General features: G+C 61.3%; 13 protein-coding genes and 1 riboswitch. Of the genes, 7 read left to right on the top strand and 6 right to left on the bottom strand.

Features of this window, described 5'->3' with window-relative positions; genetic code table 11:
• The first annotated feature begins 101 nt into the window (after positions 1–101).
• From EKH79_RS13580 to EKH79_RS13560, 5 genes are all read left to right on the top strand, one after another.
• Positions 102–911: an AraC family transcriptional regulator gene (locus tag EKH79_RS13580; RefSeq protein ID WP_126674349.1), complete on the top strand. Its 810-nt coding sequence runs from the start codon at positions 102–104 to the stop codon at positions 909–911.
• A gap of 180 nt (positions 912–1,091) precedes the next feature.
• Positions 1,092–5,576 carry a DEAD/DEAH box helicase gene (locus EKH79_RS13575; RefSeq protein ID WP_126674348.1) on the top strand — a complete coding sequence of 1,495 codons (4,485 nt, stop codon included), beginning with the start codon at positions 1,092–1,094 and terminating at the stop codon, positions 5,574–5,576.
• Positions 5,577–5,610: 34 nt separating this feature from the next.
• A complete protein-coding gene (locus EKH79_RS13570; protein ID WP_199754308.1) occupies positions 5,611–6,003 on the top strand; it encodes a VOC family protein in 393 nt (130 codons plus the stop codon).
• A gap of 4 nt (positions 6,004–6,007) precedes the next feature.
• Positions 6,008–6,385 carry a VOC family protein gene (locus tag EKH79_RS13565; RefSeq protein ID WP_126674347.1) on the top strand — a complete coding sequence of 126 codons (378 nt, stop codon included), beginning with the start codon at positions 6,008–6,010 and terminating at the stop codon, positions 6,383–6,385.
• Positions 6,386–6,411: 26 nt separating this feature from the next.
• Positions 6,412–6,933, top strand: coding sequence for a dihydrofolate reductase family protein (locus tag EKH79_RS13560; RefSeq protein WP_126674346.1), 522 nt, complete (start codon positions 6,412–6,414; stop codon positions 6,931–6,933).
• Between the two features lie 9 nt (positions 6,934–6,942).
• Here EKH79_RS13560 and EKH79_RS13555 read toward each other — a convergent pair whose 3' ends face one another.
• The 6 genes from EKH79_RS13555 to zwf form a co-directional block, all read right to left on the bottom strand.
• Positions 6,943–7,314, bottom strand: a complete 372-nt coding sequence (locus EKH79_RS13555; RefSeq protein WP_126674345.1) for a nuclear transport factor 2 family protein — start codon at positions 7,312–7,314, stop codon at positions 6,943–6,945.
• Positions 7,315–7,394: 80 nt separating this feature from the next.
• The gene (locus tag EKH79_RS13550; protein WP_126674344.1) at positions 7,395–8,975 is read right to left on the bottom strand and encodes a S10 family peptidase; all 1,581 of its coding nucleotides are present in this window, start codon (positions 8,973–8,975) and stop codon (positions 7,395–7,397) included.
• A 244-nt stretch (positions 8,976–9,219) separates the two neighbouring features.
• Positions 9,220–9,879 carry a bifunctional 4-hydroxy-2-oxoglutarate aldolase/2-dehydro-3-deoxy-phosphogluconate aldolase gene (locus EKH79_RS13545; protein WP_126674343.1) on the bottom strand — a complete coding sequence of 220 codons (660 nt, stop codon included), beginning with the start codon at positions 9,877–9,879 and terminating at the stop codon, positions 9,220–9,222.
• Between the two features lie 18 nt (positions 9,880–9,897).
• Positions 9,898–11,709, bottom strand: a complete 1,812-nt coding sequence (gene edd, locus EKH79_RS13540; RefSeq protein WP_126674342.1) for a phosphogluconate dehydratase — start codon at positions 11,707–11,709, stop codon at positions 9,898–9,900.
• A gap of 163 nt (positions 11,710–11,872) precedes the next feature.
• Positions 11,873–12,568, bottom strand: a complete 696-nt coding sequence (gene pgl, locus EKH79_RS13535; RefSeq protein ID WP_199754332.1) for a 6-phosphogluconolactonase — start codon at positions 12,566–12,568, stop codon at positions 11,873–11,875.
• A complete protein-coding gene (gene zwf, locus EKH79_RS13530) occupies positions 12,565–14,064 on the bottom strand; it encodes a glucose-6-phosphate dehydrogenase (RefSeq protein WP_126674340.1) in 1,500 nt (499 codons plus the stop codon). The genes pgl and zwf overlap by 4 nt, the downstream gene beginning before the upstream one ends.
• Before the next feature lie 190 nt (positions 14,065–14,254).
• Here zwf and EKH79_RS13525 point away from each other — a divergent pair, with 190 nt between their 5' ends.
• The gene (locus EKH79_RS13525) at positions 14,255–15,007 is read left to right on the top strand and encodes a GntR family transcriptional regulator (RefSeq protein ID WP_126674339.1); all 753 of its coding nucleotides are present in this window, start codon (positions 14,255–14,257) and stop codon (positions 15,005–15,007) included.
• 148 nt (positions 15,008–15,155) lie between these two features.
• A riboswitch (cobalamin riboswitch) is annotated at positions 15,156–15,382 on the top strand.
• Positions 15,383–15,518: 136 nt separating this feature from the next.
• Positions 15,519–17,444, top strand: coding sequence for a TonB-dependent receptor domain-containing protein (locus EKH79_RS13520; RefSeq protein ID WP_233590308.1), 1,926 nt, complete (start codon positions 15,519–15,521; stop codon positions 17,442–17,444).
• Positions 17,445–17,515: the final 71 nt, after the last annotated feature.

Here is a 17,515-nt window from a genome sequence, read left to right as displayed (position 1 = left end):
CGGCGTGGGGATCCGGCTTAACCACCGGATTGCTGAAAGATTAAGCAAAATCGGCGATAAGCTGATAACGTTATTTGGCCAAAAAATGTCGAGAACCGGCCATGTCGCAATCCGATGAGGAATTCCACAAGTTCATAGAGCGGGCTGACGGACAGCCCGTCATCGCCTACTGGGACGAAGGCGAAGCCACCAGCGAGTACAGCCAGAAGACGCACAAATACGATTGGCATAGCCATATACGCGGCCAGCTCTGGTGTGTGGAAAGCGGTCTGGTTCATGTGCATACGGAGCGCGGCTCGTGGCTGCTGCCGCCGCATCGCGCCGGCTGGATGCCACCCGGCGAAATGCACACCGTCACCCTCAGCGGCGTGATGAGCGGCTGGGGTGTCTTCATGACACCGGAAATCAGCCGCTGCATGCCCGATCATCCGGCGGTGATTGGCGTGAGTTCCTTGATGCGCGAGCTTGTCCATCGCGCCAGCTCCTGGCCTTGGGATGCCGAACTGGACGAGCAACAGGAACGCATCCTTGGCGTGCTGATCGATGAAATGCGCATCGCGACGCGCGAACCACTGCATTTGCCGATGCCCGTCGACCGGCGGCTCCTGCGTATCGCGCATGCCGTCATGGAAAACCCGCAAGACAACCGCAGTCTTGAAGAATGGGCTTCGTGGGCCGGTTTATCGCCACGCACGCTCAGCCGCCTGTTCCGCGCGGAAACTGCGCTCAGTTTTGCGCAATGGCGGCAGCAAGCGCGGCTCACTCGCGGACTCGAACAACTCGCCGACGGCACACCGGTTGCCGCCGTCGCGGATGGACTGGGCTACGCCAGCACCAGCGCCTTCATCGCCATGTTCCGCCGCAGTTTCGGCGACTCGCCTGCCCGCTACTTCGGTCAGCGCGCCGTTTGATGAGGGCAGGGCGGAAATAGTGGTTATTCCCGGTGAAACAGGTCTGTCTCACCGTATGAGACAGCCGCTGCCGAAGCTGTCGGCAGGCCACCGGAAGTCCAGGGGAAGGCCTTTACCGCGCGGCAACAGGCCCTATGTATGATCGACGAACCGCACCCGCTCCAAGGCGGGACATCGACGATGCCTCTGCACGAATTTCATCCTGCCGTTTCTGCGTGGTTCGACGCCACGTTTCCTGCGCCGACGACCGCGCAGACGCGCGCGTGGCCGGCGATTCGCGCCGGTCAGCACACGCTTGTCGCAGCGCCGACCGGTTCGGGTAAAACACTCACCGCGTTTCTCTCGGCGATCGATGCGCTGGTGCAGGAAAGCGTCGCGCGCGGCGGCACGCTGCCCGATGAAACGCGCGTGGTGTACGTATCGCCGCTGAAAGCGCTGTCGAACGACATCCACATCAATCTCGAAGCCCCGCTCGACGGCATTCGCGCGGAGCTCGAAAAACTCGGCCTGCCCGACGCGCCCATTCGCACCGCCGTGCGCACCGGCGACACGCCGCAAGCGGAGCGCAATCTGATGCGCAAAGTACCGCCGCACATTCTGGTGACGACGCCGGAATCGTTATACGTCTTATTGGGCTCGCTCTCCGGGCGCGAGATGCTCAAGAGCGTGCGCAGTGTGATTGTCGATGAAATTCACGCTGTCGCGGCGAGCAAACGTGGCGCGCATCTGGCGCTTACCTTGGAGCGGCTGGAAGCGTTGTGTCAGCGGCCCCTGCTTCGTATCGGATTGTCGGCGACGCAGAAACCCATCGAAGACGTCGCGAAATTCCTGATAGGGCAGGGCACCGGCTTGTCTCCCTCTCCCCTGTGGGGAGAGGGTTGGGGTGAGGGGTCAGCCTCGCCCGAAACTTCAAAAGAGCTACAACCTTTTACGGCAGACCTTTTCGCTAGAGCGGCCCCTCACCCCGACCCTCTCCCCACAGGGGAGAGGGAGACAAGCTGCACCATCATCGACGTCGGCCACACCCGCGATCGCGATCTCGCCATCGAAGTACCTCCGGTTTCGCTGGAGGCGGTGATGTCGAACAATATGTGGGAGCTGGTGTACAACCAGGTCGCGCAACTGGTCGAAACGCATCGCACCACGCTGGTATTCGTCAACACACGCCGCATGGCCGAACGCGTGGCGCGACATCTGTCCGAGCGCCTTGGGCATGAAGTCGTCGCCGCGCATCACGGCAGTCTGGCGAAAGAACAGCGGCTCGATGCCGAGCAGCGCCTGAAGCGCGGCGATCTGAAAGTGTTGATCGCCACCGCGTCGCTGGAGCTCGGCATCGACATCGGTGACGTTGATCTGGTTTGCCAACTCTCCTCGCCGCGCTCCATCGCTGCATTCCTGCAACGTGCTGGCCGTTCCGGACATGCCGTGGACGGCACCCCAAAAGCACGCCTGTTTCCGACCAGCCGTGATGACCTCATTGAATGCGCCGCGCTGCTCGACTGCGTGCGTCGCGGCGAACTCGACACGCTGGTGCAGCCGCCACAACCGCTGGACGTCCTCGCCCAACAAATCGTCGCCGAAATCGCCTGTGCGGAATGGGACGAAGATGCGCTGTTTGCGCTGATACGTCGCGCTTATCCCTATCGCACGCTACCGCGCGAACAATTCGATGCGATTGTGCGCATGCTCGCCGATGGCTTCACAACGCGACGCGGTGCACGCGGCGCGTATGTGCATCGCGACGCCGTGCATCATGAATTGCGCGCGCGACGCGGCGCGCGACTGACTGCCGTGACATCCGGCGGCACCATTCCGGATACCGCCGATTACCTCGTCGTGCTGGAACCGCAAGCCACCATCGTCGGCACCGTGAATGAAGATTTCGCCATCGAAAGCATGGCGGGCGATATTTTCCAGCTCGGCAACACCAGTTATCGCATACAGCGCGTCGAGCGCGACCGCCTTCGCGTGGAAGATGCGCAGGGCGCGCCGCCAAGCATTCCATTCTGGCTCGGTGAAGCACCGGGGCGCAGCAACGAGTTGTCGCTGGGCGTATCGCGGCTGCGCGAAGAAGTCGTTGCACACATCGATGCGGGCGGCGTGCAAGCGGGGTTCGACTGGCTACGCGATGCGCTGGGCATGAACGAATCGGCTGCCCAGCAAATCGTGGAATACCTCGCCAAAGCAAAAGCGGCGCTTGGCGTGCTGCCCACGCAATCCACACTTGTGCTCGAACGTTTTTTCGACGAATCCGGTGGCACGCAGCTGATCATCCACACGCCGTGGGGAAGCCGCATCAATCGTGCGTGGGGCCTCGCCTTGCGCAAACGCTTCTGCCGCCAGTTCAATTTCGAATTGCAGGCAGCGGCGACGGAAAACGCGATCGTGCTTTCCCTGTCGACCAGCCACAGTTTCCCGTTGGAAGAAGTCGCGCGTTATCTGCATAGCAGCAGCGCCGAACATGTCCTGATTCAAGCCTTGCTCGATGCACCGTTGTTCCCGGTTCGTTGGCGCTGGAACGCGGTTACCGCGCTGGCATTGCCACGCTACGCCGGTGGCAAGAAGGTGCCGGCGCAACTCCAGCGGATGAAGAGCGAAGACCTGCTCGCCACCGTTTTCCCCGATCAAGTCGCCTGCCTGGAAAACATCGTCGGCGAACGGCAGATTCCCGATCATCCGCTGGTGAATCAGACGCTGCACGATTGCTTGCGCGAAGCGATGGACGTGGATGGTCTTCTGGACATTCTCAAGAGTCTCGAGTCCGGTGCCATCACTGTGGTCGCCCGCGACCTCACTGCACCGAGCCCGCTTGCGAGCGAAATCCTTAATGCCGCACCGTATGCATTCCTCGACGATGCGCCACTCGAAGAGCGCCGCACGCGCGCGGTGCAGACACGTCATTGGAACGGCATCGAGGACACCGACGACCTGGCCAAACTCGACCCCGAAGCCATCGCTGCGGTGCGCGCCGAAGCATGGCCGGACGTGCGAAGCGCGGACGAAATGCATGAAGCGCTCAACGTGCTTGGCTTAGTCACAACGCATGAAGCCGACGCGAATACCGGTTGGATCGATTGGCTGCATAAACTGGCCAGCGCCCATCGCGCAACACGCCTGACGCTTTCTTCGCCCGACAGGCGCGAGGCGAGCCTATGGATCTGCGCAGAAAAACTTCCGCTTTGGCAGGCTGTTCACCCTGCCGTATCCATGCAGCCGCCCATCGCCGCACCTGCCGAATTCGCAGCACAAACATGGAGCCGTGAGGATGCGCTGCTCGAACTGATGCGCGGGCGATTGACCGGTCTGGGCCCCGTCACAGTGCCTGCGCTTGCCTCGTCGCTTGGCGTCGAAACATCCGACGTGGAACTTGTACTGATTCGCCTGCAATCGGAAGGCTATGTCATGCAGGGCCGCTTCACGCCTGACGCCAGCGATGTGGAATGGTGCGAACGTCATCTGCTCGCGCGCATTCATCGCTACACCATCGGCCGCCTTCGTCGCGAGATTGAACCGGTAAGCCGCCGCGACCTGATGCGTTTCCTGCTCGACTGGCAACACGCGGCACCCGCTACTCGATTGAGCGGACCCGATTCGCTTAGTGCGGTGCTTGGCCAACTCGAAGGTTTCGAAGCGGCGGCCGGTGCATGGGAAAGCGAACTGCTAACTGCTCGCATCGACGATTATTCCAGCCGCTGGCTGGACGAACTTTGCCGCTCCGGCCGCATCGGCTGGAATCGTTTGCGCAGCGGCGGCGGCAGCGGTGGGCCTGTGCGTGCGACGCCGATTGTTTTGTTACCGCGTCGCCAGCTTCCGATGTGGACATCGATCGCCGACCGTAATCAGGAACAGGCGACATTGCTTTCTTCGCGCGCGCAAGCCGTCGTCGATGCGCTTACTGCACACGGCGCGCTTTTCTTCGATGAGCTGATTGATGTCGCGCGATTGCTCCGCACCGAACTGGAAGACGCACTCGGCGAGCTGGTTTCCGCCGGTCGCGTGACGGCCGACAGCTTTGCCGGTTTACGTGCGTTGCTGACACCTGCCGCCAAACGCGAGTCGCCGAAACATCGTCGCGTGCGTCGTCATGCTCTCAGCGAGATCGAAGACGCCGGAAGATGGTCGCTGGTGCGCAATTCGCCGCAATCGTCCGCTGCAAGCGGCGAAGGGCAGGCCGAACATATCGAATATATTGCCCGCGCACTCTTGCGCCGATATGGCGTCGTGTTCTGGAAACTACTGGAGCGCGAAGCACCATGGCTACCTTCATGGCGCGAACTTTTGCGCGTTTATCATCGCCTTGAAGCGCGTGGCGACATTCGCGGCGGCCGTTTCGTCGAAGGCCTGGTCGGCGAGCAATTTGCGTTACCCGAAGCGATCGGCCAACTGCGGAGCGTGCGGCAGCGCCCGCTGGAACAGCAATGCATTTGCCTGAGCGGCAGCGATCCGTTGAATCTTGTCGGTACTGTCCTGGCGGGTGATCGCCTGCCCGCGCTTGCAGGCGCTCGCGTGCTTTACGAAGACGGCATGCCCGTGGCCGCGCTGGTTGCCAATAAACCGCAGTGGCTGATTGAAAGCGATCTTACGCAACAGCGCCGCTGGTTCAATGCACTGCTGCGTCGGCCGGAACCCGATGGCACCAGTGATGTGAGCTACGTCCGCCGCTAATTCTCATCGGCCTATTTTGCGAGGGGATAGTTCCATGGAAACGAATCGGAGAGAAAGCAGCATGATTCTGGGTTTGCGCACCGCCATTTATCCCGCCAACGATCTGGCCGCTGCCAAACAGTGGTACGCGCAGGTCTTGAACCAGCAACCGTATTTCGACGAACCGTTCTACGTGGGTTTCCAGGTGGGCGGCTTCGAGCTTGGGCTGGTACCCGATGCACAGGCAGGCACCAGCGGGCCGCAGCCTTTGTGGGGTGTAGCGGATATTGCCGCGGCGTATGCACGCTTGCTCGAACTCGGTGCCAAACCGCTTGAGCCTGTTACCGAGGTTGGTGGAGGTATCAAGGTGGCAGCCGTGGTCGATCCTTTTGGGAACCGATTCGCTGTCATCGAGAATCCGCATTTCGATCCGGCCAACGTCCGATAGCGCCATGGCCGTGCTCGATCACATCATCCTGAAGGTGAACGATCTGGAAGCAAGCGTGGCGTTCTACACGCAAGTCATGGGTTTTGCGATGGAAGGCCGCGACGGCCCGTTTACGGTTGTCCGTGTCAATCCTGACTTCCAGTTGCAACTCGCGCCTTATGGAACGCCTGGCTTGGAACACTACGCATTTGCAGTGTCGCGCAAGGACTTCGACGCCATCTTCGGTCGCATCAAGGTTTCCCGCATTGCCTATGGAAGTTCGTTCGATTCGGTAGGTTCCAATACAGGTCCCGGTGAAGAATCAGGTGCGCGTGGCCCCGCGCCGACGCTTTACTTCTACGACCCGAATAAGCATCTGCTGGAAATTCGCACTTACGAATAGCTTGAATCCGCATCTGGAGAAACGCGATGAAAGCTTCTGTCTTTGTCGGAGTGAGTGTCGACGGATTCATGGCCCGCATAGATGGCGGGCTGGATTTTCTTCCGCCGGGCGGTGGCGAACCACACGGCTATGAGGAGTTCATGGCCTCGGTGGATGCGTTGGTGATCGGACGCAAGACGTACGAGACGGTGTTGGCGTTCGACCAGTGGCCGTATGGCGAAAAACCTGTTTTCGTCATGAGTGCACACCCACTTGCGCCAGCGCCGCCGGGAGCGATTGTCGAACACCTTTCCGCTTCGCCGAAAGAAGTCGTATCGGCGCTTTCCGCTCGCGGCATCAGCCACGTTTATGTCGACGGTGGAATCACGATCCAGGGTTTTTTGCGCGCGGGACTCGTTCAACGCCTTATCGTCACACGAGTACCCGTTCTGATCGGTACCGGCATTCCGCTCTTTGGCGCAATTCCCCACGACATCGCGCTACGGCACGTCGCCACGCGGTCTTACGCCAGCGGCCTCGTGCAAAGCGAGTATGAAGTGGTCATCTGAGCCGCGCGGTCACTCGCTGTGATCGGCGATATAGATCAGTAGCCCGTCCAGTTCCTTGAATTCGCTGCGACCATTGACGGCGATGCGCTGCCCTGCACGCACGCCATTGGGTAGATCGATGGCGAACGTGCCTTCAAACGCGATTTGCGCGTGCGCGACACCCGCGGCTTCGCTATAGCCGGTGATCGTCTGGCGTCGCGCCAGAAACAGATGTCGCGAACTTTCCGCCAGATGGCGAAGCTCTTCGACGCCCAGCGTGCGCACACTGAGTACGCCACCGGTGTAGTTTTCGAAGGTGACCTCGCGGTGCATCGTTGCGAGCATGCCGTCGACGTCCATGCGGTTATAGGCGTCAATGTAGCGATCGATCAGGGCACGCATGAAGGTCTCCAACGCAACGACGGGCAGCTTGAGCCGCGATCCCGGCATGGGTGGGATCGCGGCGGGAAGCTGCAGGAAGCTTAGTGCTTCACATTATCCGTCTGTTCGATGAAATGAGCTACGTTGTCGTGCAGAAGCTTCAGCGAGGCCTCATGCGCGTAGACCATGTGGCCGGACGGATACCACGCATAGCTCACGTTGTTCATCAGCTGCGGCTGCACAGGAATGTGGTGCATTTCGTAGTCCGCCGCGAAGAACGGCGTCGCGAGGTCGTAATAACCGCCGTTGAGGAACACCTTTAGATTGGGGTTGGTCTTCATGGCCATGGCTAGGTCCGGCATCACGTTGACGGCGCCGTCGTGGTCGTTGTGCTTGAAGATCCATTCCTTGACGTCGGCAAATTCGCGGTAATTCAAATCCTGACCGAATTTGAGATCCTTGCGTACGTAGTCGTTGAACGCGGCGATATACGCAGAGCTGATCGCGGACGATTGCGGGTCGTATTCCGCTTCCTTGCTCAGCGGATCGAGCGACGGACCTGAGAAACGCGTATCCAGGCGACCGGTGGTGTCATCGGTGTCGCTCTGCAATTCGTGTTCGAACATGCCGCCCGTCACGCGCAGGTTTGCTTTCATCAAATACGACACGGACAAACCCGTGTATTGATGCAGTTTCTCCGCGACCGCTTGCTTGCGTGCATCGTCGAGCCGCGAACCTTGCATCAGCGCCTGCGCATATTCACCCAACGCGAACTGCTCCACTTCCTGCAGGAACGGCTCAAGATCGCCCGGCTGCTGCGGCAGCTTGTGGTGGTAGTAAGCCGTAGCGGCGTAGGTAGGAAGCGCCAGCTCGTAGGGCAGGTCGATGCCCGGATTCTGATCGGCGCCATCGACGCTGGTGTCGAAATTGAGGATCTGCGACAGCAGGATCACGCCGTTGAGATCGACGCTGTCTTCGTTTTCCAGATCGTTGGCGACCACGGCCGAACGCGTCGTGCCGTAGCTTTCGCCGAACAGATATTTGGGTGAATTCCAGCGGCCATAGCGCGAGAGGAATTGCGTGATGAATTGCGCGAAGGCATGTCCGTCGCCATCGACGCTATACAGTTCCTTGCGACGATCCCCCATCTGGCCCTCGCGCTTGGATGCATCAGGATCGTTGGCAATCAGACGGCTAAAACCTGCGCCGGGCGCGTCGATGAAAACCAGGTCGGATGCATCGAGCAGGCTGTAGTCGTTGTTGACCAACTGGTACGGCGCGGCGGGCGTATGGCTGTCGTCACTGGTGACGACACGGCGTGGACCGAAAGCACCCATGTGCAACCACACCGTGGCCGAACCCGGACCGCCGTTGTAGATAAAGGTGATGGGACGTTTCGCCGCGTCCGCGCCTTTCTTGAAGTAGGCGACGTAGAAAAGGCTCGCCGTGGGCTCGTTTTCCTTATCGCCCTTGCCGTGCAGCACGATCGTGCCTGCAACCGCCTTGTACGAAATGCGCTTGCCTTCGACGGAGACGGAGCTTTCGCTGGTGGAGGCCTGTGGCTTCAGAAGCGCCGCTTCGGGTTTTTGATCGTCCGGTGCCGATTTGTCTTTTTTGTCTGCGGCGGAAGCGGTGCCGAGAAGAAGTGCCGCAAGGGCGATAGCGAGCGGAAGCTTGCGCATGGACGTATGAACCCCGTTTACTGGCGTGATGTGCCGACCGCTCAGGATAGGGATGCGAGGGGGTGGGTTTCACAGCCCAGAAGTCACGTCACGATGGGAATGCGCGGGCGTGGCGAGATTTATCGCGCGGCTTCGGTCGTACCCTCATCCGCGTGCCGGCACCTTCCTCGCTCCTCAAAGCGGGCACATCCATGTGCCCTCTCCGCGTGCTCCCATAGGGAGAAGGGTTCTATGCATGTGCCGGTTATGCGTTGGCAACAACGCCGCGGAGCAATGCAGCTTCGCGTGCGAGCTGCTCGATACCTTCCCAATCGCCGCTCATGAATTTGTCCTTCGGCGTCAGCCAGGAGCCGCCGACGCAGAGGACGTTCGAGAGCGCAAGGAAATCCGGCGCGCTGGTCAGCGAAATGCCGCCCGTGGGGCAGAAGCGCAACTGCGGAAGCGGACTGGCCCATGCGCCGAGCAACTTGGTGCCACCGGCTGGAACCGCGGGGAAAAATTTCAGATGACGATAGCCGCGTTCGAGCAGTTTCATCGCTTCGCTCGCAGTGGCGACGCCCGGCAACAGCGGCAATGCGCTGTCTTCCGCTGCAGAAAGAAGATTGGGAGACACACCTGGCGATACGGCAAAGCGCGCGCCAGCTTGTTCGGCATCATGCAAGTCTTTGGCGGTCAGCACGGTGCCGACGCCGACGACGGCACCTTCTACTTCGGCGGCAATGGCGCGTATCGCATCGAGCGCTGCAGGCGTGCGCAACGTGACTTCGATAGCAGGCACGCCGCCTGCCACTAAAGCACGCGCCATCGGCACGGCATGGCGGGCGTCGTCGATGATCACCACGGGGATCACCGGGGCCAGACGCATCGTGGCTTCAACTTGTTTTTGTTTTGCTTCGATGTTCATGCGTATCCCGTGATTCAGTTAAAGCACGCCAGCGCCAAGATCTGCGGGCATGGCATTGCGGCGGAACATGCTGAAGAGTTCGCGGCCCATACCGTGCTGATGCGTGGAAAGATCGCCAATGGCAGGCGCGCGTTCGGCAAATTCCGCAGCATCGACCAGCACATCGAGCGTTCCGTGCTGGGCATCCAGACGGATGATGTCGCCATCGCGAATCTTCGCAATCGCGCCGCCATCGTCCGCTTCCGGCGTCACGTGGATCGCTGCGGGCACGCGCCCGCTCGCACCCGACATGCGTCCGTCGGTAACGAGCGCGATGCGATAACCGCGATCCTGCAACACGGCGAGCGGCGGCGTCAGTTTGTGCAGCTCCGGCATGCCATTCGCGCGCGGGCCCTGGAAGCGCACGACGGCGATAAAATCGCGATTGAGTTCGCCGCGGTCGAAAGCGCGCTTGATCTCGTCCTGATCGTGGAACACGACAGCCGGTGCCTCGATAACGAGACGATCATCCGGCACGGACGACACCTTGATCACAGCGCGTCCGATGTTGCCGTGAACCATACGCAACCCGCCGTCGACACGGAACGGCTCGGCCATGCTGCGCAACACGCCGCGATTGCCGCTCTCCTTCGATACCGGCGTCCAGACCAGCTTGCCGGATGCATCGAGCGAGGGAACCTTTGCGTAATCGGCGAGCGTCGTGCCCGCAACCGTCCGCGCATCGCCGTGCAACAGACCAGCGCTCAACAATTGATCGATCAGGAAGCCCATGCCGCCGGCTTCATGGAACTGATTCACGTCGGCGTAGCCATTCGGATACACGCGCGCCAGCAACGGGATCACCGACGACAACGCATCGAAATCTTCCCAGCGCAGCGCAATGCCCGCCGCCTGCGCAATCGCAACCAGATGCAGCAGGTGATTGGTGGAGCCACCTGTCGCGTGCAAACCGATCACGCCGTTGACGATGGCACGCTCGTCGATGATGTGACCGACGGGCAAGTCTTCACCCGACTTGCTCAGCGCTGCGCTGCGGCGCACGGCTTCGGCAGTCAGCGCATCGCGCAGCGGCGTATCCGGTGCGACAAAACTTGCGCCGGGCAGATGCAGGCCCATGATCTCCATCAGCATCTGATTGGAGTTCGCGGTGCCGTAGAACGTACAGGTGCCCGGTGCGTGATAGGAGCCGGCCTCCACTTCCAGCAACTCGGCACGGCTGGCTTTGCCTTCGGTATAGGCCTGACGCACTTTCGACTTCTGTTCGTTGCTGATGCCGCTGGGCATCGGACCGCTGGGCACGAAAACTCCCGGCAGATGACCGAAGCTGAGCGCGCCGATCAGCAGGCCCGGCACGATCTTGTCGCAGATGCCCAGATAGAGCACGCCGTCGAACATGTCGTGCGACAACGCGACAGCGGTGGCCATTGCGATCAGATCGCGCGAGAACAGCGAAAGCTCCATGCCGGAACGCCCCTGCGTGACACCGTCGCACATCGCCGGGACACCACCGGCAACCTGCGCGGTGAAGCCGGAGTTGCGCGCGATCTCGCGAATCAGCGCCGGGTAACGCTCATACGGTTGATGCGCCGACAGCATGTCGTTGTACGCGGTGACGATGCCGATATTCGGCGCATGGCCATCGCGCAACGCTGTCTTGTCGTGCTCGCCGCAGGCCGCAAAACCATGCGCGATGTTTCCGCAGGAAAGGCGCGCACGGTGCGTACCCTGTACCACGGCGCTTTGAATGCGATCCAGATAGGCGGCGCGCGTGTCGCGGCTGCGTTCGCGAATACGCTCGGTAACTTCGGCAACAACGGGATGCAAACTCATGTTCCACTCCAGCCGCTGACGCGCGGCAGGTCTTCGCTCCCCGCTGAGATGGGGGAGATTGAGTGACGGTTATTCGGTGTTTCCGGTACGCATCGCGCCTGCCCCCGCTGTCTTACCTTGCTATGCGCAAAGAACGAATCGGCGTGAGGTAGAACAAGACGCATTACGGACACCAATAGATTTCCAGCTGACGTGCGCGATGCAACACGCTGGCGATGGGCAACGAACTATCCGGTTGTTCGGCCTGTTCGAGCAGCACGCGCTTGTCCGCACCTTCGATGTGCAAATACAACGAGCGCGCTTTCAGCAAGACGGAGAGCGTGAACGTGATGCGCGGCTCTCCGGCATTCGGTGCGCGCATGGGCAACACTTCGGCGGTGTTCGTCGGATCGAGCGCCTCGCCCAGACGATCACCACCAGGAAAAAACGAAGCGGTGTGTCCATCCGGCCCCATGCCGAGTACGACGACATCGAACGGAAGTTTCATCGTGCCGATGCGCGTGCGCACTTGCGCGATGCCAGCTTCCGGTGTCGCCGCTTCCGCGTACAACGGCACAAACTGCGCGTCTGCCGCGTTGTGACGCAGCAGCAGCGATTCCACCAGGCGTGCATTGGAACGCTCGTCCGTGTCGGGCACCCAGCGCTCGTCGACCAGCGTTACCGTGACGCGCGACCAATCCAGCACCTCGTGCGACAGCCGGTCGAACAAGCGCTTCGGTGTGTTGCCACCCGATACGGCGATGGTTGCCTCGCCGCGTGCGTCGATGGCGTTGCGCAAACCCTCGGCGAGGCGCGCTGCCAGCGCCGTCGCCAGCGCCTGGCCATCGTCGAACGCGTGCAGGGGGGCTTGCGCAGTCACTCGTTGTTGTCCTCGTTGTCTTCGTTCCAGGTGCGGCCGTCGCGTTCGATCAATGCGACGGAAGCGCTGGGCCCCCACGTACCGGCGGTATACGGACGCGGCGATTCGCCACTGTCTTCCCATGCGGCCAGGATCGGGCCGGCCCAACGCCATGCTGCTTCCACTTCGTCGCGGCGCATGAACAGCGTGGGATTGCCGCGCACGACGTCGAGGATCAAGCGCTCATACGCATCGGACTGCTGCACGCCGAAGGCTTCGGCAAAGCTCATGTCGAGCGGCACATGCCGCAGACGCAAACCGCCCGGACCCGGGTGTTTGATCGTCAACCACAGCTTCACGCCTTCGTCGGGTTGCAAACGAAGCACCAGACGGTTCTGCGCCAACGGACCGGCCGACGGATGGAAGATGGAATGCGGAACGGGTTTGAACGCCACCACAATTTCCGACACGCGTTCGGCCAATCGCTTGCCGGTACGCAGATAGAAAGGTACGCCAGCCCAACGCCAGTTGCCGATTTCCGCTTTCAGCGCGACGAAGGTTTCGGTCTGGGACTTTTCGATCTTGTTCTTGCTGTCTTCGTTGAGTTCGTCGATGTAGCCCTTGACGCTCTGCCCTTCGGTAGCACCGGCGCGATACTGGCCACGCACGGTGAGTTGCGCGGCGTTTTCGTCGTTGATCGGCTTGAGCGAATGCAGCACCTTCAACTTTTCATCGCGCACCGCGTCGGGCGACAGCGATGACGGCGGTTCCATCGCCACCATGCAAAGCAGCTGCAACATGTGGTTCTGCACCATGTCGCGCAACGCACCGGCATTGTCGTAATACGAACCGCGGCGTCCGACGCCGAGCGTTTCGGCGACGGTGATCTGCACGTGATCGATGTGCTCGGCATTCCACAGCGGTTCGAACAGCGCGTTGCCGAAACGCAGCGCGAGCAGGTTCTGCACCGTTTCCTTGCCGAGGTAATGATCGATGCGGAAGGTCTGCGATTCGTTGAAGACGCTGCCAACGTCGTCGTTGATGCGGTTGGCGCTGGCCAGATCGCGGCCGATCGGCTTTTCCATCACGACGCGCGATTCGCCCTTGTTGAGGCCGTAGTGACCGAGGCGGCGGCAGATGTCGACGAACAAATCCGGCGACGTGGATAGATAGAACACACGCACGTGATCGGGCTGCTGGCCGATGAGCTTGGCGAATTCGTCCCAGCCCTCGTCCTTGCGCGCATCCAGCGGCCGGTAGGTCACCAGCTTGAGGAAGGCTTTGAACTTCTCCGGATTCTGGGCCGCCGCACCGTTGAGACCGGCAGTGATCTGCTGACGATAGCCTTCATCGTCCAGCGCTTCGCGCGCGACGCCGATGATACGGGTGCCGTCCGGGATCTGGCCGTCGACATAACGGTGGAACAGGGCAGGGAGGAGTTTGCGGACGGCCAGGTCGCCGGTACCGCCGAAAATCACCAGATCGAACGCATCGACCGGTTGTGCAGGTGCAGTCACAACTCACCTCGTGTGGTGCTGGCGGCTGCGGGGCTGCGGCCACCGGGGGACCCTGATCGTACCAATGACATACCAGGCAATACCAGTGCCTGGACCCCTGCATTCGTATGCAAATTTTTCCTAAGCGGGCCTTGGTCCGGGGCTAACTGGCTGTTGTAGAAGTGGTTAGGCATTGGTATGGTGCGCTTCTATGCAGAACGCCCTGGCCGACGAATACCGGCGCCTGAGCCGCGATACGACCACCCACCAGCCGCTGGCCTACCTGCGGCTGCGCCGGGCTATCCGCAATGTCATCCAGCATCGCGATATCGAACCGGGCCAAACGTTGCCGAGCGAAAGAGATTTATCGCAGGCTTTGGGTTTGTCCCGCGTGACGGTCCGCAAGGCCATTTCCGGGCTGGTCGAGGAAGGGTTGCTTACGCAGCGCCATGGAGCGGGCACGTTCGTCGCCGAGCGCATCGTCAAACCGATGTCGCGGCTGACCAGCTTTACGGAAGACTTGCGCGCCCGCGGCCTGCATCCCCGCTCGGAGTTTTTCGAACGCAGCGTGGGCGAGGTGACGCCGGAGGAATCGATGGCGCTGAATCTCTCGCCCGGCGTCTTGGTCGCCCGCCTGCACCGAGTGCGCTATGCGGAAGACGAGCCGCTGGCGATCGAACGAAGCGTCGTGCCCGCCAGCGTGCTGCCCGATCCGCACGAAGTGCACGACTCGCTCTACGAGGCGCTGGAACACCACAATTGCCGCCCTGTGCGTGCCTTGCAGCGGCTGCGTGCTGTGTTGCTTGGTGCGCGGCAGGCGCGCTTGCTGCATGTCACGGCAGGTAGCGCGGGGCTGCATATCGAACGGCGCGGCTTCCTCGACGATGGCCGCGTGGTGGAATTCACCACCTCGTGGTATCGCGGCGATATCTACGACTTCGTTGCCGAATTGCAGACCGACTGAACCCGCGTTTCCTCACCTTTGCTCGTCATCCCAGCGAAAGCTGGGATCCAGCGTCTTTTTGCCTTGACGTCACTGGATCCCAGCCTTCGCTGGGATGACGGGTGTTATGGCGTGTCTCCCTTATTTGCCCGCCCAGCCACGCGCCCGCTAAGATTCACCGGTTTCGGGTGTCCCAAGGACGAACGTCCAAGGGATTAAACGGGAAGCCGGTGCGCTGTTCGCTCAGCAATGCCGACACTGCCCCCGCAACGGTAAGCGAGTTTTTCGAACGGTTCGACGCCACTGTGCGGTATGCATGGGAAGGCATCGTTCGAGGGTGCGATTCAATCGCACCGCCTCGCGAGTCCGGAGACCGGCCCGATTCATTGGTTCTGGCAACTCGCGGTGGGCGAGGCTCGGATCGCGTGCCGACGCCACATCTCGCCTGCCCGCTATTCCGTTCCTTCTCTGTCGCTTGTTCGCCGGCTTATTTATTTACGCCGCGCGGGGACGCGCGGCAGGGGAACCGGACATGTTGAAGAAGACTCCGCTGGCGGCCGCCATACTTGCGCTCAGCCTGAGCAGCTCGTTTGCTTACGCGCAAACCGCGTCGAGCGACCCGTCGAACGACCAGAACACCACGCTGAAAACCGTGGTGGTGACCGCCACGCGCACCGCCACGACTGAAAACGACACGCTGTCGTCGGTCACCGTGATCACACGCGACGATATCGAACGACTGCAGCCCACCTCGCTGGTGGATCTGCTAACCGGGTTGCCGGGCGTGTCGATCGCGCAAACGGGTGGCATCGGCGGTCAAACCAGCATCTATATGCGCGGCACGAATGCCGATCACACGTTGCTGTTGATCGACGGCGTGCGTATCGGTTCGGTCAGCACGGGCCTTCCCGCGCTCGAACAGGTGCCGGTCGAAGCGATCGATCGCATCGAAATCGTGCGCGGCCCGCGCGCCAGCCTGTATGGCTCCGACGCGATTGGTGGCGTGATCCAGATCTTTACGCGTCACGGCCAGCCCAACGGCGGCATTGCACCGTCGGTGAGTGTTACCGGCGGCAGCCACGGCTATATCAACAGCCAGGCTGGCGTGTCCGGCGGCGATTCGCATCTTTGGTACAACGCCAGCCTGGGCGGCGAATACACCAGCGGCATTCCGTCGTGTCGCATGGGCGCGGCGGAATTGGGCGTCGCGTGTTTCGTCGACGATCCGCGCGACGATGCATACCGCAACTGGAACGGCTTCGCCAACTTCGGCTATCGCTGGGATAACGGTACAGAGCTGGTGTTCGATTGGCTGCGCAGCAAGAGCAATGTCGAATACGCCGGCTCGCCATATAGCGGCGACGATGCGGTTGAAGAGCAATACGTCGCCGGCACGCGTTTGACCTTCACGCCGATCGATATCTGGAAAGTGACGCTGAGCGCCGGTCAGAGCCGCGACGATTACGACACGACCTATCAGGGTGTCTATTACGGCGAGTATTTCCCGCGCATGGGTACCGGTTACTTCGATTCGCGGCGCAATCAGGCCTCGTGGCAGAACGACATCACGCTGGCGCCTGGCCAATTGCTGACCGTTGGCGCGGACTATGAGCAGGAACACATCTTCAGCGACACCGCGTTTGAACAAACCACCCGCGGCGACGCCGGTGCGTTTGCGCAGTATCAGGGTACGTTCGGCCAGAACGAAGTGCAGTTGTCGGCGCGTCACGACCACAACGATCAGTTCGGCAATCACAACACCGGCGATGCATCGTGGGGTTATCACTTCGATCAGGGCCTGGTGCTGTCGGCCAGCTACGGCACGGCCTTCCACGCGCCGACGTTCGACGACCTGTATTACCCGGCGTTCGGCGGCGTGCCCACGTCCAATCCCGATCTGAAACCCGAAACCTCGCGCAGCGCCGAAATCGGTCTCACGCAGCAGCAGGACAACTGGAACTGGGGTCTCAATGCGTATCAGACGCGCATCAGCAATCTCATCGAGTTGAATGAAGAATTCGTTCCGGAAAACGTGAGCCGCGCACTGATCCGCGGCGTCGAAGGCCAGTTCGGCTTCAACCTGGACGGTTGGCGCGTGCAGAACTACCTGACGTGGCTGCAGCCCAAGGACGATGGCAATGACGGCGACTACGGAAAAATTCTGCCGCGCCGCGCCAGGCAGACGGCACGTATCGATGTGGATCGCAGTTTCGGCAAGTTCGGTGTCGGCGCCACCTTCTTCGCGGCCGATGCTCGTTATGACGACGCCGCGAATGCGTATCGCATGGGCGGATACGCCACCACGGACCTGCGCGCCAGCTACAACTTCGCCCCCGATTGGCGCGTGGAAGCACGCCTGGCGAACGTGTTCGACAAGAACTACGAAACGGCCTACTACTACAACCAGCTGGGCCGCACCTGGTATCTGACGCTGCGTTTCACACCCACGATTCACTGAGCTGCATTCGAAGTCGCCAGGGACGGCGACTTAGCTGCATAGGCAGCGTTTTCACATTTATGCCTTTCGGC

The sequence above is a fragment of the Dyella dinghuensis genome, assembly GCF_003977615.1.
Lineage (GTDB): Bacteria > Pseudomonadota > Gammaproteobacteria > Xanthomonadales > Rhodanobacteraceae > Dyella_B > Dyella_B dinghuensis.
This window is presented reverse-complemented; position numbering and strand designations above follow the sequence as displayed.

Coding starts and splice junctions, on each gene's coding strand:
- EKH79_RS13580 (WP_126674349.1), top strand. CDS start 102: ATGTCGCAATCCGATGAGGAATTCCACAAGTTCATAGAGCGGGCTGAC.
- EKH79_RS13575 (WP_126674348.1), top strand. CDS start 1,092: ATGCCTCTGCACGAATTTCATCCTGCCGTTTCTGCGTGGTTCGACGCC.
- EKH79_RS13570 (WP_199754308.1), top strand. CDS start 5,611: ATGGAAACGAATCGGAGAGAAAGCAGCATGATTCTGGGTTTGCGCACC.
- EKH79_RS13565 (WP_126674347.1), top strand. CDS start 6,008: ATGGCCGTGCTCGATCACATCATCCTGAAGGTGAACGATCTGGAAGCA.
- EKH79_RS13560 (WP_126674346.1), top strand. CDS start 6,412: ATGAAAGCTTCTGTCTTTGTCGGAGTGAGTGTCGACGGATTCATGGCC.
- EKH79_RS13555 (WP_126674345.1), bottom strand. CDS start 7,314: ATGCGTGCCCTGATCGATCGCTACATTGACGCCTATAACCGCATGGAC.
- EKH79_RS13550 (WP_126674344.1), bottom strand. CDS start 8,975: ATGCGCAAGCTTCCGCTCGCTATCGCCCTTGCGGCACTTCTTCTCGGC.
- EKH79_RS13545 (WP_126674343.1), bottom strand. CDS start 9,879: ATGAACATCGAAGCAAAACAAAAACAAGTTGAAGCCACGATGCGTCTG.
- edd (WP_126674342.1), bottom strand. CDS start 11,709: ATGAGTTTGCATCCCGTTGTTGCCGAAGTTACCGAGCGTATTCGCGAA.
- EKH79_RS13525 (WP_126674339.1), top strand. CDS start 14,255: ATGCAGAACGCCCTGGCCGACGAATACCGGCGCCTGAGCCGCGATACG.
- EKH79_RS13520 (WP_233590308.1), top strand. CDS start 15,519: ATGTTGAAGAAGACTCCGCTGGCGGCCGCCATACTTGCGCTCAGCCTG.